The 24,259-nt window shown below is 46.9% G+C and carries 16 protein-coding genes and 1 pseudogene; all 17 read left to right on the forward strand.

Going from position 1 to position 24,259, the window contains the following annotated elements:
• Positions 1-2 precede the first annotated feature (2 nt).
• The 17 genes and pseudogenes from HPY30_15070 to HPY30_15150 all read left to right on the forward strand — a co-directional run bounded on the left by HPY30_15070 (position 3) and on the right by HPY30_15150 (position 24,256).
• Complete coding sequence (locus tag HPY30_15070) at positions 3-1,964, forward strand: glycosyltransferase family 1 protein (GenBank protein ID QYZ67184.1); 1,962 nt, start codon at positions 3-5, stop codon at positions 1,962-1,964.
• Complete coding sequence (locus tag HPY30_15075) at positions 1,958-3,412, forward strand: mannose-1-phosphate guanylyltransferase/mannose-6-phosphate isomerase (GenBank protein QYZ67185.1); 1,455 nt, start codon at positions 1,958-1,960, stop codon at positions 3,410-3,412. The genes HPY30_15070 and HPY30_15075 overlap by 7 nt, the downstream gene beginning before the upstream one ends.
• Before the next feature lie 38 nt (positions 3,413-3,450).
• Positions 3,451-5,496: a hypothetical protein gene (locus tag HPY30_15080; protein QYZ67186.1), complete on the forward strand. Its 2,046-nt coding sequence runs from the start codon at positions 3,451-3,453 to the stop codon at positions 5,494-5,496.
• Between the two features lie 45 nt (positions 5,497-5,541).
• The gene (locus HPY30_15085; protein QYZ67187.1) at positions 5,542-6,843 is read left to right on the forward strand and encodes a glycosyltransferase; all 1,302 of its coding nucleotides are present in this window, start codon (positions 5,542-5,544) and stop codon (positions 6,841-6,843) included.
• A 232-nt stretch (positions 6,844-7,075) separates the two neighbouring features.
• Positions 7,076-9,475, forward strand: coding sequence for a hypothetical protein (locus tag HPY30_15090; GenBank protein QYZ67188.1), 2,400 nt, complete (start codon positions 7,076-7,078; stop codon positions 9,473-9,475).
• Positions 9,476-9,477: 2 nt separating this feature from the next.
• Positions 9,478-10,422 (forward strand): sulfotransferase family protein, encoded by a 945-nt coding sequence (locus tag HPY30_15095; GenBank protein QYZ67189.1) that lies wholly within the window; start codon positions 9,478-9,480, stop codon positions 10,420-10,422.
• A 336-nt stretch (positions 10,423-10,758) separates the two neighbouring features.
• A complete protein-coding gene (locus tag HPY30_15100) occupies positions 10,759-12,510 on the forward strand; it encodes a methyltransferase domain-containing protein (protein ID QYZ67190.1) in 1,752 nt (583 codons plus the stop codon).
• A 311-nt stretch (positions 12,511-12,821) separates the two neighbouring features.
• A complete protein-coding gene (locus HPY30_15105) occupies positions 12,822-14,093 on the forward strand; it encodes an NAD-dependent epimerase/dehydratase family protein (GenBank protein ID QYZ67191.1) in 1,272 nt (423 codons plus the stop codon).
• Between the two features lie 180 nt (positions 14,094-14,273).
• Positions 14,274-15,458, forward strand: coding sequence for a hypothetical protein (locus HPY30_15110; GenBank protein ID QYZ67192.1), 1,185 nt, complete (start codon positions 14,274-14,276; stop codon positions 15,456-15,458).
• Positions 15,459-15,575: 117 nt separating this feature from the next.
• Positions 15,576-16,844 (forward strand): glycosyltransferase, encoded by a 1,269-nt coding sequence (locus tag HPY30_15115; protein ID QYZ67193.1) that lies wholly within the window; start codon positions 15,576-15,578, stop codon positions 16,842-16,844.
• Positions 16,845-16,897: 53 nt separating this feature from the next.
• Positions 16,898-17,590, forward strand: coding sequence for a hypothetical protein (locus tag HPY30_15120; protein ID QYZ67194.1), 693 nt, complete (start codon positions 16,898-16,900; stop codon positions 17,588-17,590).
• Positions 17,591-17,761: 171 nt separating this feature from the next.
• Positions 17,762-18,888 (forward strand): annotated as a pseudogene (locus tag HPY30_15125) (IS3 family transposase).
• 474 nt (positions 18,889-19,362) lie between these two features.
• Positions 19,363-20,403 (forward strand): hypothetical protein, encoded by a 1,041-nt coding sequence (locus HPY30_15130; protein QYZ67195.1) that lies wholly within the window; start codon positions 19,363-19,365, stop codon positions 20,401-20,403.
• 136 nt (positions 20,404-20,539) lie between these two features.
• On the forward strand, positions 20,540-21,658 hold the full coding sequence (gmd, locus tag HPY30_15135) for a GDP-mannose 4,6-dehydratase (GenBank protein QYZ67196.1): 1,119 nt from the start codon (positions 20,540-20,542) through the stop codon (positions 21,656-21,658).
• 2 nt (positions 21,659-21,660) lie between these two features.
• On the forward strand, positions 21,661-22,635 hold the full coding sequence (locus tag HPY30_15140; protein QYZ67197.1) for a GDP-L-fucose synthase: 975 nt from the start codon (positions 21,661-21,663) through the stop codon (positions 22,633-22,635).
• Positions 22,636-22,637: 2 nt separating this feature from the next.
• Positions 22,638-23,147: a GDP-mannose mannosyl hydrolase gene (locus HPY30_15145; protein ID QYZ67198.1), complete on the forward strand. Its 510-nt coding sequence runs from the start codon at positions 22,638-22,640 to the stop codon at positions 23,145-23,147.
• On the forward strand, positions 23,141-24,256 hold the full coding sequence (locus tag HPY30_15150) for a hypothetical protein (GenBank protein ID QYZ67199.1): 1,116 nt from the start codon (positions 23,141-23,143) through the stop codon (positions 24,254-24,256). Before HPY30_15145 ends, HPY30_15150 begins: the two co-directional genes overlap by 7 nt.
• Positions 24,257-24,259: the final 3 nt, after the last annotated feature.

Below are 24,259 nucleotides of genomic sequence, written 5' to 3' on the forward strand. Positions count from 1 at the left end.
GGATGAATTCCTGCATCGAGACAATGCTTGAGCTTAACGGAAAGACGCAATCTGAAGGACATGGATTGCTTGCTCCGATTGCAATGCCATTCCATCTCCCTACACCGATTTACGGCGCCATGCTTGCGATTTGGCATTTGCGTCCTATTTTGCAGCGGCGCTTTCCGTTGCATGAAGGGAGACCAAAAGACTTCGTCCGGTTTCTTGCCTGGTGTGCCATCGAAGGGCGACGACAGTATGCTATTTTGCGGTCAATACCAGAGTGGGATGCTGCCTTGGTGCGCCCACTATTGCTGCCTTCTCTTACTAATGACCGTTGGTCCGATGGCTTTTCTGTTGCAATGTTCTTCTACGGGGTCGTGCGTTATCGCTATTTTGTCGCGCCCATGCTGCGGGATGCTCAAGCCCGGCATCGCATTGCACGAGCCTTTTGGCGTGGCGAGCGTCAAAAGTTCATGCTTCCTGAACCCAATTCATGGCAAGTTGATTTTATTCATCGGCGGTTTGGTACTCCAGATTCGGTGATTGCCATGCTTCGGCTTAAAAGCAAAGATGTTGGAAAAAGTACATTGCAGCTGGTCGAAGAGTTTGGTCTGGCCGACGTTCTCCAAAACCTGGAGATACATGCTGAGGTTAAACAATTACCTATTGGAGATGGTTGTACATCCCTAACGGAACCTGACAAGGCCCTGTTGCCTGCAGAGCAGAGCCGATTTTATATTCGGCTCCCCAAACTGGTGCTGCGGAAACTTGCCTGGCTTGAGGTGCGCTTCAAGCGCCGTCCCACCCAGTTTCAGCTGGCCAGTATTACAAACCGCATACCGATAGGCCAACGTCCATTATCACGATCAACCGAACCCTTTGGCGTAAATCTGTTCGGTTACGCACAGGGCGAGATTGGCATTGGCGAGGATGTACGGCTGCTTGCCTTGGCACTGAAGTCTCAGGCTATTCCCTTTTGCATCGTAAACGTCAAACCGGGTGATAACGTTTCGCAAATGGATAAAAGTGTCGATCAATGGATCGTCGATACACCACGCTACGCTATAAACATCTTTTGTACTACCGGCATCGAGCAGGTCCGCTACGCTTGTGAACGGGGCCTCGATGTGTTTGAAGGTCGCTATAATATCGGTTATTGGCCCTGGGAGTTGCCCGACTGGCCTGCAAGTTGTGCTCATGCGTTCAGCATGGTGGATGAGCTATGGGGAATCAGCCACTACACTGCCAATGCCTATCGAAGGGCGAAGTGCTCCGTGTATGCGATGCCGCTCTCTGTCACTATCGACAGTGTGGCTCCGATGGGGCGTAAAGATTTCGGCTTGCCAGAAGAGGACTATCTTTTTGTCTTCTCATTCGATTTTAACTCCACACTCATTCGAAAAAATCCGATAGCCGTTATTCAGGCATTTCAGCGCGCCTTTCCCCACTCCGCCGGAGGCAAGGTTGGTTTGGTCATTAAGGCGAGTCACGTCAATGCGGGAAATAGAGCGTGGAAACGAATAAAGCCTCTTATCGAGGCAGATCACCGTATCCATCTCATTGATACCACATTGCGCAGAGCTGAGGTACTGGCACTCTACCAATGCTGTGACTGCTATGTGTCGTTGCACCGGGCAGAGGGATTTGGACGAGGGCTCGCAGAAGCACTGATGCTGGATCTTCAACTTATCGCCACCGGTTTTTCCGGAAACCTCGACTTTTGCACGGAGGAGCGGGTCGGGCTGGTGCGCTATCGGCGACAGGATGTACGCCGCCTGGAGTACTTCCATGCCGATGGCCAAAGCTGGGCAGATCCTGATGTTGCTCATGCCGCAGAGCTGATGCGGAGTTTTCGTACCAATCCAAGGCCCGTTGAGCCTAAAGCATTTGACTTCAGTCCAGCTACTGCAGGCATCCGCTATGCACAGCGATTGAATGAAATAAAACTCCAACTCGATCTAACGAAGGTAAGTCTATGTTGATCCCTGTTGTACTTTCAGGCGGAGCGGGTACCCGCTTGTGGCCGGTTTCGCGAGAAGGACACCCAAAGCCCTTCATGCGACTGGCGGACGGCGATACCCTGTTGGAAAAAACCTATTCGCGCGCCATTGGTTGTGATGAAGTTAGTGAAGTGCTTACCATTACCAATCGCGACTACTACTTCCAGAGCAAGGATTGCTGGAGCAGAAGCATATCTGATGAAGTGATCCCCCGGTTTCTATTAGAGCCCAGCGGGCGAAATACTGCACCAGCGCTACTCCTGGGTGCGTTGAAAATTCGCGGTCGACATGGAGAAGACGCGATTATGCTGGTCCTGCCAGCCGACCACCTGATCAAGGATATGGTGGAATTTCGCGCCGATGTAGTACGTGCCAGTGAACTGGCGAAACAGGGTTATCTTGTTACGTTTGGTGTGCATCCCACTCAGCCGGAGACCGGCTTCGGTTATATCCATGCAGGCGATACTATTGCGGATATGCAAGGGGGTTTCAAGGTTACCAGCTTCATCGAGAAACCACCGCTTGAAGATGCTGAACGAATGATTTCTGAAGGTGGGCACTACTGGAATGCAGGTATGTTTTGCTTCCGTGTTAGTGATCTGCTTTCTGCATTTTCTGATTACGCACCAGATATGCTGGCGGCAGGAGAACGTTGCTGGGAGGCATCCAACTGTAATCAGCAGGATGCCTACTGTGAACTTGAAGCTGACAGCTTTTCAACGTTGGAAAATATCTCCATTGACTATGCCATCATGGAAAAAGCCGACAATGTTGCCGTTGTTGCAGCAGGTTTCGACTGGAGCGACATCGGTTCCTGGCAGGCACTGGCGGATCTTGCTGAACCCGATGTACAGGGTAACCGGGCATTAGGTGAAGTCGTCAATGTCAACAGCCGAAACTGCTTTGTACAAAGTGAGGACCGGCTGGTAGCCACGCTTGGGTTGGAAAATATCATGATTGTTGATACCCCGGATGCGCTGCTTGTGAGCCATCGGGATCATGCCCAGAATGTGCGCGAGGTAGTAAAAAAACTCAAGGCAGAAGGCCACGAATGCTATAAGCACCACCGTACCGTCTCTCGTCCCTGGGGCGCTTACACGGTGCTGGAAGAGGGCAGGCGCTACAAAATCAAACGGATTGAAGTCAAACCAGGCGCATCTCTGTCACTGCAGATGCATCACCACCGTAGCGAGCACTGGGTTGTGGTACGTGGTACAGCCCGTATCATCAATGGTGATGAAAAGATGCTGATCAAAGCCAACGAATCAACCTACATTCCAGCAGGCCATAAACACCGGCTGGAAAACCCTGGTGTGATTGATCTGATTATGATCGAGGTGCAGAGCGGTGAATACCTGGGTGAAGATGATATTGTCCGCATCGAGGACAACTATGGCCGTCGCATCGAGGATAGCTACGACCACCAGTAGGGACGAGACAATCTGCTATCAAACAAGATGACGCATACATGAACATAGTGGTAACTACCGGTTGCCCGCATAGCGGTTGGGAAACTGCATTTCCAGCCTTGCGGCAGCTAGGACTTGAAGAGGGTGGAGACACCTTTGCTGATTGGCACGACAAGCTGTTCCGGGAAACAGACTTTACCGATCCGGTTCAGCTCAACCAACCTATCCAACCCGGACCTGATCTGGCGAAAGAGGCGGCGACGCTGTTCCCGGAGGAATCCGATACTCCGATGCTGTGGGCGGACAGCCGAAGTCTGTGGTTGCTTGATTTCTGGGCAGAAACTTTTCCACAAGCAAGGTTTCTGCTTTTTTATATTCGCGCTGAGAGTGCCTTGGCCTATGCGCTTCAGAAAGGCATAAATCCTGAGCAGTTCATAGAAGATTGGCATGCGTCAAATCAGGTGTTGATACACTTTCAACGCCGTAATCGCCGCCGTAGCCTATTGCTCGACGCTGAGGCGGCTGCCCAGCAACCGGATGCTTTGGCCGATGCCTGCCAACGCATCGGGCTCGTGCTGCAACCTGCGAATCTGTCACCTATCCTTACCTACGCCGCTCCTGCACTGGAGTGTCTTTTGGCCAGCCAATTCCTGCATGAACAGCCGGCTATCCAAGTCCTGCAAATGGAGCTGGAGGCGAGCGCCCAGCCGTTGGGAGAGGCTGTCGTCCATGAATTCCCTCAGCTGAAAGAGTTGTACCAAGGCTATCGGCAGTGGCAGACGAGAATTGAGCAGCTGACCACGGGACGAGACGAACAGGCAAAGCTTGCTACTGAGCGTCAGGCAGAGCTCACCCAGGTCAAGCAGGCCCAAGAAGTATTGAATGCGGTCAGTAAGGGGGCTGAACAGGAAAACGAACTTCTACTACTGCAATTGCACCAAGTACAGGAAGAACTCGAATCAATTTTCCTGCAGAAGCAGCAGATCGAGCAATCCAATAAGGAGCAAGGCAGCAAGCTAAAGCAGCTCCAGCAGGAACTGGATGAGGCCAGAAGGCAATTTCAGACAGAGGAAAAGGCACGGAAAGGGTTGGCGGGTGAACAGCAGAAGCTGCAATCGCAGATTGGGCACCTGACCAAGGGACGAGACGAACAAGCAAGGCTGGCCACTGAACGTCAGTCAGAGCTCACCCAGATCAAGCAGACCCAAGAAGTGTTGAATGCGGCCAGTAAGGGCACTGAACAGGAAAACGAACTTCTGCTACTCCAATTGCACCAAGTTCAGGAAGAACTCGAAGCAGTTTTCCTGCAGAAGCAGCAGATCGACCAATTCCAGAAGGAGCAAGACTCTAAGCTCAAACAGCTCCAGCAGGAATTGGATCAAACCAGGAAGGATTTTCAGGCAGAGGAGAAGATACGGAAAGGGTTGGCCGGTGAACAGCAGAAGCTGCAATCGCAGATTGAGCAACTGACTAAGGAAAGAGGCGAACAGGCAAAGCTGGCCACTGAACGTCAGTCAGAGCTCACCCAGATCAAGCAGACCCAAGAGAGGTTGGCCGCAGCCAATAATAAGACCGAACAGGAAAATGAACTGCTGTTGTTGCAACTGCACCAAGTACAGGAAGAGCTGGAATACTACTTCAATAAATACCTGGAAAGGGTGCGGGAGTTAGAAGAACAAAATAAAGCCGAATTCAGCGGTTCAGAAGAACAGGGAGAGTCGGAGAAGTCAAAACCGGCTAAGACCTCGAAGATTACTACACCCATCCGGGCCCTTGCAAAGCCATTCAGGCTCTCGAACAAGGTGAGAAAAAGAGAGAAGATGCTTGTTAATCTGCTGAAAGATTCGGGCCTTTTCGATGAGTCTTGGTACCTTTCCAAGTATCCAGATGTGGCCGAGGCAGGCATCGACCCTATTCATCACTATCTGCGATACGGTGCGTCAGAAGGACGTAACCCATCATCTAAATTCGATACAGCATTCTATCTGGCTACCAACCCCGACATCGCCCAAGCAGAAATCAACCCGCTGGTTCATTATCTCCGGTATGGAAAAGATGAAGGCCGGTTGCCATCAAATCAGGGTGTTACTGCATGGATGCCTTAAAGCGTGGTTTCTGTCAGGATCAACGGCCATTGTATAAGGCCAGTATTGCCTGTTGAAATGAAAGAAGGTACAGACACCATTCAGGAGCAGACGTACCAGCAAACAACAGTATCTGTGGTCATGCCATCGTTCAATCAAGCCACCTTCATAGAGCGGTCAATCCACAGCGTATTGACTCAATCGGATGCGCTACTCGAGCTGATAGTCATGGACGGGGGTTCCAACGATGGCACCCAGGCTATTCTGTCTCGTCTGGCACAAGAATCCGATGGCCGACTGCGCTGGCAATCGGAAGCGGACCGAGGACCGGCCCACGCCGTCAACAAGGCTATGGCGATAGCCCAAGGTGACGTAATTGGATGGCTGAATGCTGATGATATCTACATGCCAGGTGCACTGGAGCGGGCAGGGCAGACACTGGATGCGCATCCCGAGTGGGTGATGGTCTATGGACATGGACAGCACATCAATGAGTGTGACCAGGTTATCGGCGATTATCCGACTCGCCTGCCCGATAATACATCACTTCAGGCGTTTGCTGATGGTTGTTTTATTTGCCAGCCTACCGTGTTTCTACGCAAGGAAGCACTGAACAGGTTTGGGGGATTAACTGAGAGTCTGGAGACCGCCTTCGACTTCGAGTGGTGGTTGCGAATCTTCAGCCAGCATCATGAAGCCATAGGATTTGTCGATGCGCTACAAGCCGGTTCACGCCTGCATAGTGCCTGTATAACCCTAAACCAGCGGGAGACAGTCATCCGTGAAGGTATGCAAGTGTTGGCGCAATACTTGGGTGCCAGTCCCCTGCATTGGTTCAAGACCTATACCAATGAAATGCTGGCGGATTATCCACATGGGCGGCAGATCAAAAGCATTAAAGCGTATTTAAAAAAATTTTCGCGTAGCATTTCCGGCTATCTCTCTAACGATGACAAGCAGAAATTACGCGATTACCAAGAAACCGATGCGCGTATAAATCTGGCCATTCCTGATGCTTATCTGGAGATATATTCTGATGGTTGGCTGCCCGTTCGCTCAACACTGCGGGTGCGCAGCCGAAAACGCCGATGGCAGTGGGTGGAGTTGCGGGGACGGCATGTTGCGAAGGCTAATACACCCCTGCTGTTAAAAGTATACTCACCTGATGGGATGGGGCGTATCCACAAGATTGAGAATAAGGGGCCATTTTCAATCCGTATCGATCTTGCAGTTCAGGCAGAGCGACCGGCTTATTGGGCTTTTGTCATTGAGGTGGATGGTTGTTTTATTCCAAAAGAACACGACACAAGCTCTGAAGATAATCGCGAACTCGCCTGCCAGATCGACGAAATCCGGCTACTTACATAAGTAAGAATGGATAGCATTTTATGCATTAAGGTTTCTCAGATTAGTAGGATCGCTGTCATCTCGACCGCAGGGAGAGATCTCAAACCACCTTACTTTACATTAGGATATGATATTTGATCAGAAATTACATAGGGTGACGGAATTAAATCAAACTAATTCGAGTCCCGTGTAAAATTCACATGAAATCAGAGTGTGGAAAAACCACGCTATTACAAACGAGCCAGAAGCACATATGCACAAAGAACAGCATAATTCTCAGATATGGCCCACTACACATATGGACACTATCGTCCACTTGGGTGCCGGCCGTTGCCGCGAACTGGATGACTACCTCGCCGCGAAGCCTGCCCGTCTGCTGTTGGTGGAGGCCGACCCGCAGCTTGCCAAGATGCTTCAAGCGCGTACGATCGACCAACCGCAGGTTGAGGTCATCAACCGAGCAGTGGCCGCCCACACGGGTCCCGTCACGTTTCATCGTTATAACCTCCCCGATGTCGGCAGTCTGTACCAGGCTGCCCCTGGCCTGCTGGAACTCTTTCCCGGCCTCAAGATGGTGCAGGAGCTTCAAATGGAAGCGATAGACCCTGCTACATTGCTACAGTCCATACACCAGCAAGTGGAGCAACGCAACCAGCTGATCATCGACCTGCCCGGTGAGGAACTTCCCGTACTCAAGGCGCTCCAGCAAGCTGATCAGCTACATTATTTTGAGCAGTTACAACTTCACTGTGGTCGCCAATCCCTGTATGAAGATGGCGAGCCCGCAGCCACCATTCTCCAATGGCTTCAGGATCATGGATTTGAACTATTGTTGGAGGACGACAGCCAGGACCCGGATCGCCCCCGTTGGGATCTCAAACGTAATAAATTACAACTTGACCATCGCGAGCTGAAACAGCAGTTGGCTCAGCTAACCAAAACCCGAGATGAGCAAACAGAGCTGCTCAATGAACGCGAAGATCAAGTAGAACTGTTAACCAATGCCCTGGATGAGCAGGCAAAACTTGCGGCTGAACACAAAACCCAGTTAGAACAGGCCAACCAAGCCAAGGTCGAGCAGCTCAAACTGGCAAATGAGTGCCAAACACTGATAGAACAGCTCACCAAAGCGAGGGATGATCAGGCTAAGCTTGCGGCTGAACACAAAACTCAGTTGGAACAGGCCAACCAGGCCAAGAGCGAGCAGGTCAAGCTGGCAAACAACCGTCAGAGCCAGATAGAACAGCTCACCAAAGCGAGGGATGAGCAGGTGAAGCTTGCGGCTGAACGCAAAACTCAGTTGGAACAGGCCAACCAGGCCAAGAGCGAGCAGGTCAAGCTGGCAAGCGAGCGCCAGACCCGAATAGAACAGCTCACTAAAGCGAGGGATGAGCAGGCGAAGCTTGCGGCTGAACACAAAACTCTGTTGGAACAGGCCAACCAGGCCAAGAGCGGGCAGGTCAAGCTGGCAAACAATCGTCAGACCCAGATAGAACAGCTCACCAAGGAGAGAGACGCGCAGGTGAAGCTTGCGGCTGAACGCAAAACTCAGTTGGAACAGGCCAACCAGGCCAAGGTAGAGCAGGTCAAGCTGGCAAACGAGTGCCAGACCCGGATAGAACAGCTCACCAAAGCGAGGGATGAGCAGGCGAATCTTGCGGCTGAACACAAAACTCTGTTGGAACAGGCCAACCAGGCCAAGATAGAGCAGGTCAAGCTGGCAAACGAGCGTCAGATTCAAATAGAACAGCTCACCAAGGCGAGGGATGAGCAGGCGAAGCTTGCGGCTGAACACAAAACTCAGTTGGAACGGGCCAACCAGGCCAAGGTAGAGCAGGTCAAGCTGGCAAACGAGTGCCAGACCCGGATAGAACAGCTCACCAAAGCGAGGGATGAGCAGGCGAATCTTGCGGATGAACACAAAACTCTGTTGGAACAGGCCAACCAGGCCAAGGTAGAGCAGGTCAAGCTGGCAAACGAGCGTCAGATTCAGATAGAACAGCTCACCAAGGCGAGGGATGAGCAGGTGAAGCTTGCGGCTGAACGCAAAACTCAGTTGGAACAGGCCAACCAGGCCAGGGTAGAGCAGGTCAAGCTGGCAAACGAGCGTCAGATTCAGATAGAACAGCTCACCAAGGCGAGGGATGAGCAGGTGAAGCTTGCGGCTGAGTGCAAAGCACAGTTGGAACAGGCCAACAAGATCAAAGCTGATAAGGAGAAGCTGGCTAACGACCAAAACTTTCAGCTGGAGGTGCTTTCAAAAGAGAAGTCAGTTCTCGAATTGCAGGTAGAGTCGTTTAATAAATCACTTTCACAACAACAAGCAAAAGAAGTTCAATTACAACAGGAGATCACTGAGACACGCCAGGCATTAAATCTCAGTGTTAAGTTACAGACGCTACGAGAAAACGATCTGAAAGATTTGCAAATCCGATATCAAGAGGCTGCTGAAACGCAAGAAAACCAGCACCAATTACTTGTCAAGCTGTCTGAACGTCTTAGTGCTGCTTCTTCCTATCTGCATCAACTAAATACGAAAAAATCCAATTTTGTAATGAAAAATAATAAAAAGAAGAAGCTGAAAGCGAAGAAAAAAAGGAGCAAGCGCAAGAAGCTTAACCATATAGCGGATATTACAATTGACAAGGTTTGATAATGAGTAAGAAAAACAAGCCCGCTGCTCGTCACACTGACATATTGGTTTCAACAATTGATGAAGCATTGGATTTGCTAAGACGTTCGTCATACGGTGAAAAAGCACTGCACGCATACCAGGATGATCCAGGGAGCCTGCTCGAGCAGTGCATAGCATTGTGTGAAAAAAATAAATCTAAAAAACCAGAGCCGATTCGTACTATTCACCACTTCGCATGTACGGGTGGAACTTTGTTTAGCAAGTGTTTGGCAGTGATGCCAAATACACAACTATTAAGTGAGGTCGACCCTTTAAGTACGCTGGGTAATAATGCCAATAGCCCAAAGTTTGCACCTACGGACATGGTGACGTTAATTCGTCAAAGTACATGTGGTGGAAACAAAGAGCTCATTATGAAAATGTTTTTGAATAATGTAGAAATTATTTATAAGGCAGCCCTGGTAATTGGGATGCGTTTGATTTTGCGAGACCATGCTCACAGCCATTTTTGTGTTGGCAAAAATATTCCAGAACGTAAAAGTTTAAGGCAGATTGTAAAGCAACGCTTCCCTGTGCTTTCTTTAGTAACAGTAAGGAATCCACTAGATAGCTACATGTCATTACTATGTAACAAATGGGTGGGTTTTTATCCACCAACATTTGATGAGTATTGCAGGCGCTACCTGGCCTTTATCAATTCTTATAGTGGTGTGCCGATAATTAAATATGAAGACTTCGTCGATTCTCCACAAGAATCTATGTGCCACATATGCAATCTGCTAGACATTCCATATTCTGATCAATTTGTAGATTTGTTTAGTGTTATTAAATTAACTGGAGATAGTGGGAGAAGATCAGACAACATTGTAATCAAGCCCCGCCGTCTCATGGGAAATAGTCTGAAGCAAGAAGTTAGTGAGTCGTCGCATTACAGGCAACTCCGATTGCTATTACAGTACGATTAGCACGAGTCTGTGGGAACATTTATCTGTTTTTCAGGAACAATGAGTCTTTCTGAATTGTGAATTCTGAGCCTAATTCGATGGTATAAACGTTCTGCAAAGACCATAAAGTGCAGACTCTCTGTTGCCTTGCAAGAGGTAATGAAGGCATATCAGAGAGCAGACAATATGTTTGATTGCGAGACACCAAATTAATTGTTGAGAGTAGCCACGCCGTAACTCAAAGAAAAATGGGTTTATCCTTTATGGGGCTAAACTAAAGTCAACGAAATACAGATATGCGCTTTATTTACCAGAAATATAGAGCTGACTTGGCGGCTAAAATTTAAGGAGTGATTAATGATCTATATTGTGACGCCATGCTGGAACGCTGCTAACACGATTGAACAAACAATCTTGAGCGTTATCACCCAAGCAGGTGATTTTGATATTACGTATCACATTCAGGACGGAGGCTCTACTGATGGCACCGTGGAGCTGGTTGCTCGATGGAAATCTCGCATTGACCTCGGTCTATTCCCAATCCAGTGTCGGAGTATAAAGCTTACGTATAATAGCGCTGCGGATTTTGGAATGTACGATGCCATCGCAACCGGATTTGAGCAAGAGGAAATCGATTCTTCAGCCTTTATGGCATGGATTAATGCAGATGATATCCTGATGCCTTGCGCCTTGGCTCTGATTGATAAAGTGGGAGTTGGGTTTGAGAGTAGACATGTGCCTTGGATAGGTGGGGCCGTTAATGTGGTTCGAGATGACATTTCCATTACGCAGTTTCATCGAGCGACACCTACAGGCGTGATTGCGGATGGACTGTGTGATGGTCAGCATTGGGACTTTGTTCAACAGGAGGGGGTTTTCTTTCGAAAATGGCTTTGGGATAAGGTTAATGCACCAGATATGCTGAGGACGTTTAAGTATGCAGGAGACTGGAACCTGTGGCGGCTGTTCGCGAATCATACTGAATACGTTCACTTTCCTTGCCCTCTTGGTGGTTTTCGGATTTCCAAGGCCCAACTATCGAGGGCTAACTATAAAAGCTATACAGAAGAAATCGAATCGGTCATCAGTTCAGACGAACGAGAGCGGAGACTGCAAACTATGGGTGAGGTGAGCGCCGTGAACAAACGTATGTTAGAAATACAATATGCGGATGTTGGGATGTCAATCATAGAGGTAAGTGCATTGAATTCAGTCAAGCATCACTACCTAAAAAAATTTAAGGTGGCCCCTTCAAATAGCCTGACATCGAGTTCAGAGTCAGGCGGGAAGCAGGTCCTATACAGCGCTGCGCCTAGGCAGCATGCTCGTGGTGAGGATGGTGGATTTGGCGCTGGTGAAGCGCGTGTGGCATCCGATTCTCAAAGAAAACATCGGATTATGCCAGACGAATTCGACCAGTATACATATGCAAAGAAATCCCACTGGGACCTCTTTGTGAAGATTGATGAGTCTCTCTTCGGTGCACGAATGGATAAAGATGTTGAGCAGCTAAAGGTCTATCAGGACTTATTTGTGCTGAAATTCATTAAAGATAATATCCCACCGGGCTCTAGGATCCTTGATGTTGGTGGCGGGAAATCACGGATATTGAGCTATCTGGCCAACACTTATGAATGTTGGAATATAGATAAGCTTGAAGGCGTAGGTAACGGGCCAAAAGAACTCGGCAAGCAATCGTATCACTTGGTTCAGGATTATATGGGTAACTTCAACCCAGAACTTCCGAACGAATACTTCGATTTGGTATTTTCTATTTCTGCTCTTGAGCATGTGCCGCAGCACGATCCAGCACTGTTCGATAATATTATCAAGGATATTCAGCGTGTCCTAAAAGTTGGGGGGTACAGTCTTCATTTATTTGATATTGTTTTGAAGGAAGGAAGTTTCTGGTCAAACAAGTTTACTGATCACATCTTCAGAAGCGTTAATACAAGCAATAAGAATGTTGGATACAGAACCATGAAGGCGGATAGCGATCTCTATGTTATGACCGAGGCTGCATACGATAAGACATGGCGCCATAGCACCAATAAGAGTTACAAGGAGCATGGCTACCCCAGCAGTTTGAATATTCTTTGGGTGAAATGAGGCTGTATAGAGCAATCATGTCATCACATGATATTGAGGGCGGGATTAGCGTGTACCACATTAGCTGATAGTGTACTTTTGAACGATATACTCTTTTTCTTCTGTTAAGTCACAATTGGTGATTTAACGTCAAGATTTACGTTGGAAAAGAATATGGCTGAATTGGGTCTCACTGTTATTTTTCTTCGCCGCTGGTGAGAAAAATTCGATGGCTAAAATGAACGGCGGACAAATATGACCGGCATTATCCTGTTATAATGCTAGAGTATCCATGGAACTATAAAATTGACAAATAAATCAGGTGTAGAGCAATGAAAATAGCTGTGTTAGGTGGTGATGGTTTTTGTGGATGGCCGACAGTTTTGCACTTGTCAAGAATAGGCCATGACGTACTAATTGTGGATAATTTGTCGCGGCGTAAAATCGATCTTGAGCTTGAGGTGGAGTCATTGACGCCTATTACCCATATGTCGACACGCATTGAAGCATGGAAACAGCTTACAGGAAAAGAAATACAATTTTACAATATTGACGTGTCTCGTGAGTATCAGCGCCTTCTAGATCTTATCTGTTTCGAGCAAGTAGATGCAATAATACATTTTGCTGAGCAACGTGCAGCCCCGTATTCAATGAAGGGCTCAAAAGGAAAGCGATACACTGTTGATAATAATTTGAATGCAACAAATAATATTTTGTGTGCAATTGTCGATTCTGGAAGAGATGTTCATTTGGTTCATTTGGGTACCATGGGTGTGTATGGATATGGTACGGCGGGTATGAAAATTCCCGAAGGGTATTTGAATATCCAAGTCTCAAGTGATGAAGGCGAGGTAATTAACCAAGAAATCTTGTACCCAGCGAATCCGGGAAGTATCTATCACATGACAAAGACTCAGGATGCACTTTGCTTTGCTTTTTATAATAGAAATGATGGTTTACGCATTACGGATCTGCATCAAGGTATTGTTTGGGGAACACATACAGATGAAACGCTAATGGATGAGCGTTTGATTAATCGTTTTGATTACGATGGGGATTATGGCACGGTACTTAATCGCTTTCTGATGCAGGCGGCGATTAGTCATCCTTTAACAGTGCATGGTACTGGCGGACAGACCAGGGCATTCATTCATATCCGCGATACAGTTAAATGTGTTGAAATTGCGCTATCAAATCCACCTAAGAAAGGTGAAAAAGTGATGATTTTCAATCAGATGACAGAAACTCATCGGGTTCGTGAATTGGCAGAGCTCGTCGCACGCCTTACTGGCGCAAGAATAGCCAACCTACCCAATCCACGCAAAGAGGATGATGAGAACGAGTTACATGTTGAAAATAAGTGTTTTCTAGAGCTTGGCTTGAAACCTACTACCTTGGAGGATGGTTTGCTGCTTGAAGTAAAGGAGATTGCGGAGAAATATGCTAATCGGTGTGATCGTTCCAAGATCTTGTGTAAATCATACTGGACTGATGCTGAACAGAAAAATAGTAAGAACGAAAAAGACTACGTGATAATTGATAAGTTAGACAATAAAGAAAGTGGTCATGGCGATAATTACAAAGTTGTTACTGGGGATTCTTGATGTTACGGATTTCTGCTACGTATAAACATAGTTAAGTTTAAAGTTAATACTCTAACAGAGTGGGTTGTTCATGGATCTAGTTTGTACTGTAAAACGAGTATAGCCATATATCATAAGTCAATAAACATATATTAAGATGATTATTGGATTAGAAAATTAAGAAGTCTAGAGAGTTGACACATGAGCGCATTTTTTTGGTCTATTTGTAGTAGGGCTTTTTTTGCCAACAGGCAGGGAAATCAGGCTGCGGCGAGAGAGCTATGCAATGATGCTGAATCCGTATTAGCTCAGGGTCTTCCAAAAGGGAAGAGTGTTGATAATCGTAAAATTTACTTAGAAAGACTTCGAATACATGTGAATGGGGTGAAGTCAAATCAAAATGACGCTACGGCCTTGACAGCACCATCTCTGATGGGTGCTGCACACGATAAAAATGTTAATCAAAAGCTCAAATACGAAATTCAGAAGCTTGAGCTGGAAAGGAATGAGCTTAAGAATCGTATTCTTTCTATGCCCTCCATAGATCCATTATGCGTTGCTGATCCAACATTCACCTTCCCTAAGCGGGAAAAGCAGGAGTTTGGGATCATTATTTTCGGCCACACTAGATTGGATGCATTGGGTGCAATATTGGAAAGCTTAAGTCGACAAGATGCACTTAAATACACTGAAGTCTGGCTGGATGGAGCTCAGGGTAATGGTAGGTTGATGAATAAAATTGAGTCAACAATTGCACTGGTAAAAAAGTACCCAGTTAAGCGCCTCCATACACAATCAGGGAATTTTGGATTCAGAAAAATGTTGATTTTAGGCTTAGTTGAGATGTGCTATAAATATAGGGATATCTTGATACTTGAGGACGATTGCTTTCCAACACGCAATGCTATTGCTGAGTTCAGAGAAGAACTCGACCTGATTAGAGACAATGATGAAATCTTTTCTGTTTATGGTCATCATTTTATTATGGAAAGTGAAAAGGAAACCTGCGCCAGATTTCAAGGCTGGGGTTGGGCTACTACGAGCGAGAAGCTTATGCCTATGCTTAGACAGTTAATTGACTGTTATTCTATGACGGAAGAGAGATATCTTGAATTTGTAAATCTTGTTTTTACAAAGGATATTAGGGACAAAATTGAGGTTACGCCACCGAGACAGCCTTCATATACTTTGGAAAAGTTTTTTGCTTGGGATGAAACTCTTTGTCTTCTTGCTGCCTTAAATGATCAAGTCCATCGACCGACAAAAAAAAGGACTATATATAATTGTGGTATGGGTGATGGGTCGACACATTTTCCAGATGAAGAAAAATGGCGCAAGCCACCTTTCAATTTGATAACACCTGAAGAAGTGTGGCAACATTTTTAGTTATATTAACCGGGCAATACAAGTAGGTTGCATACTTTTCAAAAAACAGTAAATATTTGGTTTTCTTACTATCAATGCACGCTATTCGTTTGCCGGTTTAATAAGGTACCTCGCGTAATGACAACACCCAAACCTCGTCTGATAGTTGCGGATCCTTCGCTGGCCGACGCTCGTGGGCATCACTTTGCATTATCACTACAGATTACACGTGGTGCTCAATTACAGGGTATCGAGACCATTTGGTTTACACACAAAGATTTCATTGCACCGGATTGGCTTGATGATGTGAGTGTTAATCCCGTTTTTTCTATAACGATGTATGATAGCTACCATCCTGAAAAAAAGAATAAGTTGCAAGGTGATCTTGATCAAAAGTTACTTGGTGAACTATTTGAAGGGATTTTGCGTTCAAGACTAAGCGATAATGATCATATTTATTTCCATACTGGTTTTGGTGACCTTTATCGTGCTATGCCAACTTACCTTTCCTTAATGAAGTGTGGTGAGTTTCCCTACTTACACATTTGTACTCCGTATGAACCAGAAGCGATGCCAGGGACAGATCAAGGGAATACACTTCCTGCTGTTTTCGGCAATATGAGAAATATGAGTGAAATAGATAAGAAGCTATTTTTCTGGGCTGAAACTCCACAACTAGCATTACATTATACCTTGTCATATAGGTTCAACGTACGTGCTTTATCTTTGCCGCCACCTATTGGTATTAATAATAATAAATTGCAGCATGATTCAGGTACGCTTACTGCTCTTTATCTTGGCGCGGCGCGAGAAGAGAAAGGTTTTCTGCGTTTATCAGAAATCGTTGATCGCCTATATGAGCATTATGGTTGTACTGGTAAAATTTGTTTTGTTATTCAATGCAGTCCTCAGATTATTGGCTACCTACCTAGTATTAAATTGGCTATCGAAAAGCTATCCGGTTACCCGGAATCTTATGTTAAGTTGATTGATTCAGTAATGAGTGAAGATGAGTACCACTCCCAGCTTTTGGCTTCAGATGTCGTATTGCTTATGTATGACAAAGAGAACTATAGAATTAGAGGGTCTGGCATCGCCGTTGAAGCGATAAGCTCTGATAAGTGTATTCTAACCACAAAAGGCACGTTTTGTGCCGGTCTGATTAGCCATGGTGGTGGAGAAGCTGTTGAAGGAAATGATGAGGCGGTCGCTATGCTTTTGAAAATGGCCGAAAATAAGCATGAATATATGCAACGTGCCAAAATACAAGGGGAAGAATATCGTAAGGTTAATAGTGTTACGAATTATGTTTCAAGGATAATAAATCAGCCTAAAAGAGGCTATTCGCCTGCATTCTTTCCAAGTACGGTAATTGGTCATGTTTCACCATCTTTACTGAGTTTATAGTAACATGCTGGATAATTATTAAGGAGTATTAGGTGTTCTTTCTAAGTAACTCGATGCCAAAATCAGCTAGTACATTATTAAGCTATATGCAGGTTCGTGCTATTCAATACAAATACGGTGATAACGGTCAAGTGGCGTTAATAAATGCAACAAGTAAAGGAGTTATAGATGGAGTTAACAGCTACGTTAATAATTGTTCCAGTTATCAAGTATTATGTGATCTGCATGATCTATCGCAAGAACATGGGCCATTTGTCGTTAAAACCCATATTGGGATTAATGATCATTTAAAAAGATTTGTATTAGAGGGGAAAGTTAAATGTTCTTACATATATAGAAGACCACATGATGTTGTTTTATCTGGTATGGATAATTATAAGAAGAATCCAGTTGAGTTTCCTCGTTTTAGTAGTCTTTCAGGCTCAGTCGAAAAAGTGGTCGAATATTGTGAAGAAGCGTTAGGGTGGGTTAATAGTAACGCTACAAAAGTTGTTAGGTATGAGGACTTTATTGCTAACCCAGGAAAAGTACTGGATGAGGTTATGCAATATTTTGGGATATATCTTGAGCAGAAAGAACTTGAAGATATTTTGATTGCGTCTAGGGAAATGCAGTCATCATCTGCTTCTTGGAATTTGAGGTTTAACAAAGGTATCTCAGATCGCTATTTATCAGAAATGTCAGATGAGGAGATTATCTATTGCGACTCAGTATTTAATCGATATCTTACCTATCTGGGCTATTAATTTGGATAAATGCATCATATCAATCACTATAAAGCAAAAGGTGGTACGTACGGTTGTGTGAATCGTTGTCGCGACTGGGTACAGAAAGAGGTGGACCCCAGTAGTTGGACAGGGATGAGGAAAGTTTAAGTGTCTTCTGCAAGACTATTGTTCGAGAGACAGGAGCAGAAGATGAGAAGAAAACGTAGAAACCATTCGTCCAGCTTCAAGGCCAAGGTGGCCGTAGCAGCTTTGAAGGGTGATAAAACCCTGACGGAATTAGCAGAACAGTTTGATGTTCATCCCAATCAGATCACCGAGTGGAAGCGCCAATTGGTAGGCAATGCCGATCAGGTTTTTGGTCGGTCTGAGAAGCAGGCAGAAGAGAATGAACACAAGGTCAAAGAACTGCATGCCAAGATAGGCCAACTGACGATGGAGCGGGATTTTTTAGAGCAAGGGCTGGAAAGGATTCACGGTCCAAAAGGAAAGGGATGATCGACCGGCAGAATGCTTTGCCCGTGACCCGTCAATGCCAGTTACTGTCGCTAAATCGCTCAACGGTTTACTATCGGCCTAAGGACGTGTCAGAGAAAGACCTAAAGCTAATGCGACGAATTGATGAGATGCACCTGAAGCGTCCTTTCTACGGTAGCCGTCGGATCCGTGATTGGCTATGGGAAGAGGGTTACGACATCAACCGCAAGCGTGTACAACGGCTGATGCGCCAAATGGGGATAACGGCTCTATATCCCAAGAAGGGTACCAGCCAGCCGGGCAAGGGGCACAAGATCTATCCTTACCTGCTGAAGGGACTGAAGATCAATCGTCCGGGCCAGGTTTACTGTAGCGACATCACCTATATTCCGATGGCCCGGGGCTTTGTCTATCTGGTGGTGATTATGGACTGGCTTAGTTGCAAAGTACTAAGCTGGCGTCTTTCCAATACGATGGAGAGTGACTTCTGTGTGGATGCATTGGAGGAGGCTATCCGCCGCTCTGGTGCCCAGGAGATATTTAATACGGATCAAGGCGCCCAGTTTACCAGTGAGGCATTTACGGCTGTACTGAAAGCGTCAGGGATAAAAATCAGCATGGACGGCAAAGGTCGCTGGGTAGACAATGTCTTTGTTGAGCGGCTTTGGCGCAGTGTCAAGTATGAAGAGGTCTACCTGCGGGCCTACGAGTCCGTGAGCGAGGCACGTTCCAAGATTGGGGACTATTTGGATTTCTATAATTCGGAGCGAAAACACCAGAGTCTTGGAAAAACACCAGATCAGGCGCATTTTGGAGAAATCGTGTTGCCGCAAGCAGCATAATCAGAGAGGCAGAATACACTTAAGCGACTGTCCGAAAATTGGGGTCCATTTCTGAATTAAGGCTGGGAGTGGTCCTAGTAATAGGAGGTCGGTGCTTGATATAGAGAAAAGTGGTCAGGCACTTATTAACGAATTCTGTTATCAAATAAACCTAAGATTTATTTGTGAAGGCATGATGCTGGTCCTCGGCTACACTGCAGTGTGCACACCACTCATACCTCTGTGTGACTGAAGTTTGAGGGTAATCGGAAAAGTTATGCAAGACGTGGAGAACTTTGGCTTACTTGCTTTATGTCCGGTTAGATCAAAGAAAAGGAGGAAGAGGATAAGTCAATTTTTTAATCGCTTGGAAAAACATATCTGCCCCAATTATAATCACGCTGTATTATTATGCGCGGTTTTTTCATGCGGTAAATTTATTTGTTGGAAATATTCTATATTGTAGTTTTCATTATATTAAATACGAGCATTCACGTGGCCTCTGAAATCGGTAGTCTTACCAAACAGCGAAATGGTAGTGGTTCTGCATCTTGGGCGGAAGGCAAATGGCATAAAGACGATTTATGCGCTTATCCGGCTGATATTGATGCATTTAATGATTTATCAAAGTTAATTCGTCATCATGTTATTAATGGCCATGTGCCTAAATCTCCAGTTCTGACACTGAACGATAATGTAATTACATTAGGGTCTTGCTTCGCATCAGAGCTAAGATATTTTCTTAATGACGTAGGATTAGCATCAGATAGTTTTTGGGTTCCGTCAGGATTAAATAATACTTTTGCATTATTAGACTTTGTTTCATGGTGTGTAAGAGGAGAACAAACATCGAGAGGGTTCCGATATGAGAGGACGCATGAAGGTAAACTAGAAGATTGGCAGCCAGCTTATGAACGTGATCAGTATGTGGACTACTTACGAGATGCTGGTGCAATTGTGTTTACAATTGGTCTTGCTGAGGTATGGGAAGATGCAAGATCAGGCAAGGTATTCTGGCGGGGTATACCAGAATCGGTTTTCGATGAAAATCGTCATGTGTTTCGAGTCACAACCGTTGAAGAGAATAAACGAAATATTGGCGAAATTATAGATCTAATCCGTGAGGTAAATGCGCATGCCCCAATCATTATAACGCTGTCACCAGTGCCGCTGAAGGCTACCTTTCGTAATTCATCTTGTGTTACCTCAGATTGCATTTCAAAGTCTATTCTAAGAGTGGCTATAGATACACTAATGAGTGAGGAGAGACCGGATGTATATTATTGGCCCTCCTTCGAGGTGGTGAAATGGGTAGGCTGCCACATGCCATACTCTGTGTATGGTACAGATGATGATGTTGTGCGGCATGTTTCACGCTACGTGATTTTGAATATCTTGTTCGAGTTCATCCGTAGCTATTATGGTGAGGAGACCATGTCACAGGTACAAGATGCATATAAGCCCTCACTTCAGGAAGAAACTGGGAGTGCGGGAGAGCCGCCTAAGTTGTGGCGTGGCAAGATCGTAACAGCCTAGTATTTTTTTTGAATTGCTGGGGAAAAGTATTTGGTTCTTCCTGAGGTGTGGATAGCAGATAATTACTCATTCAATCAGGTGACGGTTCAGGTATTTGTGAGCCTCATAGTAAAATATTTATGGAAGTATTGATAAAATGAAAAAAGCACTTATTACGGGCATAACGGGCCAGGATGGCTCCTATCTGGCAGAGTTATTATTAGAGAAGGGCTACGAGGTACACGGTATCAAGCGCCGTGCCTCATCATTCAATACACAGCGCGTGGATCATATCTATCAGGATCCACATGTTGACAATCAACGATTTATACTCCACTACGGTGATCTTACGGACAGTTCTAATCTAACCCGAATCCTTCAGGAGGTGCAGCCGGATGAGGTCTATAATCTGGCAGCACAATCCCATGTGGCTGTTAGTTTCGAGGCGCCTGAATACACTGCCGATGTTGTTGGTATGGGCACACTTCGCCTCCTTGAGGCGATTCGCTTACTGGGGCTTGAGAAGAAGACGCGCTTCTACCAGGCATCTACATCCGAACTGTTTGGGCTGGTGCAGGAGACGCCCCAGAAAGAGACCACGCCGTTTTATCCGCGCAGCCCCTATGCGGCAGCCAAGCTGTATGCCTATTGGATCACGGTGAACTACCGTGAGGCCTATGGTATGTACGCCTGTAATGGGATCCTGTTCAATCATGAGTCACCGCGACGTGGTGAGACGTTTGTCACGCGGAAGATTACCCGCGGTTTGGCCAACATTGCACAGGGGCTTGAAAAGTGCCTCTACCTGGGCAATATGGATGCGCTTCGTGACTGGGGTCACGCAAAGGATTTTGTTCGTATGCAGTGGATGATGCTGCAGCAGGATCATCCTGAAGACTTTGCGATCGCAACCGGCGTCCAGCACTCAGTGCGCGATTTTGTCAGCATGACAGCCGCAGAATTAGGGCTGACCCTGCGTTTTGAGGGTGAAGGGCTGGATGAGAAGGGTATTGTTGAGCGAATAGAGGGTGACAAAGCGCCTGGGTTGAAAGTGGGCGATGTGATCGTTGCAGTTGATCCGCGATATTTTCGTCCCGCTGAAGTGGAAACCCTGCTGGGTGATCCTACCAAAGCGAAAGAGCAGTTGGGCTGGGTACCGGAAATCACAGTCCAGGAGATGTGTGCTGAGATGGTGGCTACCGATCTGCACGAGGCACGACGGCATGCGTTATTGAAAGAGCATGGGTACGAGTTGCCGATTCAGGCAGAGCATTGATTATGTCCCGTAACCTGCAGCAGAAAATTTTTGTGGCCGGCCATCGGGGGATGGTTGGGGCTGCCATTATCCGGCGCCTCCAGGCGTTAGGGTATACCAACATCATCACCCGCGGACGTGATGAGCTGAATCTGTTGGATCAGGCGGCTGTACAGGCTTTTTTCGAGCACGAAGGTTTAGATCAGGTGTACCTTGCGGCGGCGAAAGTGGGTGGTATCCATGCCAACAATACCTACCCTGCTGATTTTATCTATGAAAATTTGATGATTGAGGCCAATATTGTTCATGCGGCGCACTCGGTGGGGGTGCAGAAGTTACTGTTCCTCGGCTCTTCCTGTATCTATCCCAAGTCGGCCGAGCAGCCGATGAAGGAGGAGGCGCTGCTCACTGGGACGCTGGAGCCCACAAACGAGCCATATGCCATTGCCAAGATTGCCGGCATCAAGTTGTGCGAGAGTTATAATCGTCAGCACGGTCGTGATTACCGTAGTGTAATGCCAACTAACCTCTATGGACCGAATGACAACTTTCATCCAGAGAACAGCCACGTGATTCCAGCGTTGCTGCGCCGCTTTCATGAGGCAGTTCAATCCAATGCAGAAGAGGTGGTAATCTGGGGTAGTGGTACACCGATGCGCGAGTTTCTGCATGTGGATGATATGGCGGCGGCCAGTGTGCATGTGATGGAACTGAATAGTGAATCCTATAAGGCGAATACAAAACCAATGCTGTCTCATATCAACGTTGGCTCCGGTGTGGATTGTACGATTCGGGAACTTGCAGAAGCGATTGCCCGTGTTGCAGGATTTTTCGGAAAGCTGAGCTTCGACAGCAGTAAGCCCGATGGTACACCGCGCAAGTTGATGGATGTTGCCCGTTTGAAGGCGTTGGGCTGGGAGGCGTCGATTACCCTTGAAGAGGGGCTGCGTGATGCCTATCGTTGGTTTCTGGAGAATCAGGAACGGTTCAAGGGCTGAAAGTGCATCTACCAGCTGATGTTTTCCAGACCGTTGTGGCGTCAACGCCGCTGGTTTCGATTGATCTGGCGGTAGAAAATGGCTGCGGTGAGATTCTCCTTGGCTTGCGCAATAATCGTCCGGCGCAGGGGTGTTGGTTTGTGCCAGGTGGACGAATTCTGAAGGGCGAAAGTCTTGATATCGCTTTCACGCGGCTGGCAAGGGATGAACTGGGCGTCGAGGCGAGCCGCGCCTCCACCTGTTTCCTGGGCGTGTATGAGCATTTCTACAATGATAGTGTCTTTGGCGAGACACCGGATACCCATTATGTGGTGCTGGCCTACCATTTTCGGCAGGATATTGACCTGAGTAGCCTGCCTTCAGCGCAGCACCTCGATTATCGATGGTGGCCACAGGCGGAAATGGCGGCCAGTGATCGGGTGCACTCGAACAGTCGTGCCTACCTTTTAGCGCTGGAAGAGATTGCCCACCGTGACAAAGCCAGGGATCTGCAGAAGGGCTCGAAATGGTAATCAACAAGTTGCGCTCGGTTATCGGGCAGGTTGCCAAGCCATCAAATGGTTCAAGCATGACCAGCCAAGCGGAAAAAAAGCGTTTCAAACGCTGTGTGCTGCATATAGGTACAGAGAAGACCGGCACTACCACCATACAACGTTTTCTGGCGGTGAATCGTACGGCATTGGCCCGAGATGGTGTGATCTACCCATCGGCCACTGGTAAAAACGGTGGGACTCAGTGGGGTTTTGTTGCCTGCGCACAAAACAAGCCTTGGGAAACGGATGGGGGGGTTGCGTTAGGCATTCATTCTGCCTCGGATCAGGAGTTGTATAGGGAAGCGCTACGAGACAATTTGTTGCGGGAGTTTGCGGCAGCACCCGAGGCGAATGTACTGGTCATTTCATCAGAACACCTACACAGTCGGCTGTTTGGTAAAGAAACAATTGCCCGGCTAAAGGCATTTTTGGAGCCATGGGTGGAGAGATTTGAAATCGTACTCTACCTGCGTCGGCAAGATCGCGTGGCGGTGAGTCTCTATTCGACCAAGATCAAGTCCGGCAATCCCACTCCGATTCTCTTTCCTGGTGCACCTAAAGGGCCTGTACCATACTATTTCGATTACGACAAAATCTACGATAATTGGTGTGCGGTGTTTGGCGAAGAGACGCTAATGGTTCGTCTCTTTTCACCGCGTGAGTGGGAACAGGGTGATCTGGTGCATGATTTCTGCGCTGTTTGCGGGTTACATCCGGAAGGCAAGCGCATGCCTGTTGTGGAGAATGAGTCGCTAAATCAAATGGGTGCGGATTTTCTACTTGAGGTCAACCGGAAGATGCCGCGTATGGTCGAGGGCCAGAGGAACAAAGAGCGCGATGCGGTGACCCGGCTCATCTCAGAATTGTGTCATGGCAAAAATTACCCTGCCAGCCGCAAAGAGGCGATGAAGTTCTATCATCGATACCTGGAGTGTAATGCACGAATAAAAGAGAAGGCATTTCCAGATCGTTCAGAGTCGCTGTTCGACGAGGACTTTTCTGACTATCCGGAGTCAGTCGAGCAGCTTGAACCACGTTACGAGGATGCGGTCGAACTCGCCTTGCGCATATGGAAGATGAAGATTTAAAAA

The organism is Gammaproteobacteria bacterium (ex Lamellibrachia satsuma), assembly GCA_019623805.1.
GTDB lineage: Bacteria > Pseudomonadota > Gammaproteobacteria > Chromatiales > Chromatiaceae > QGON01.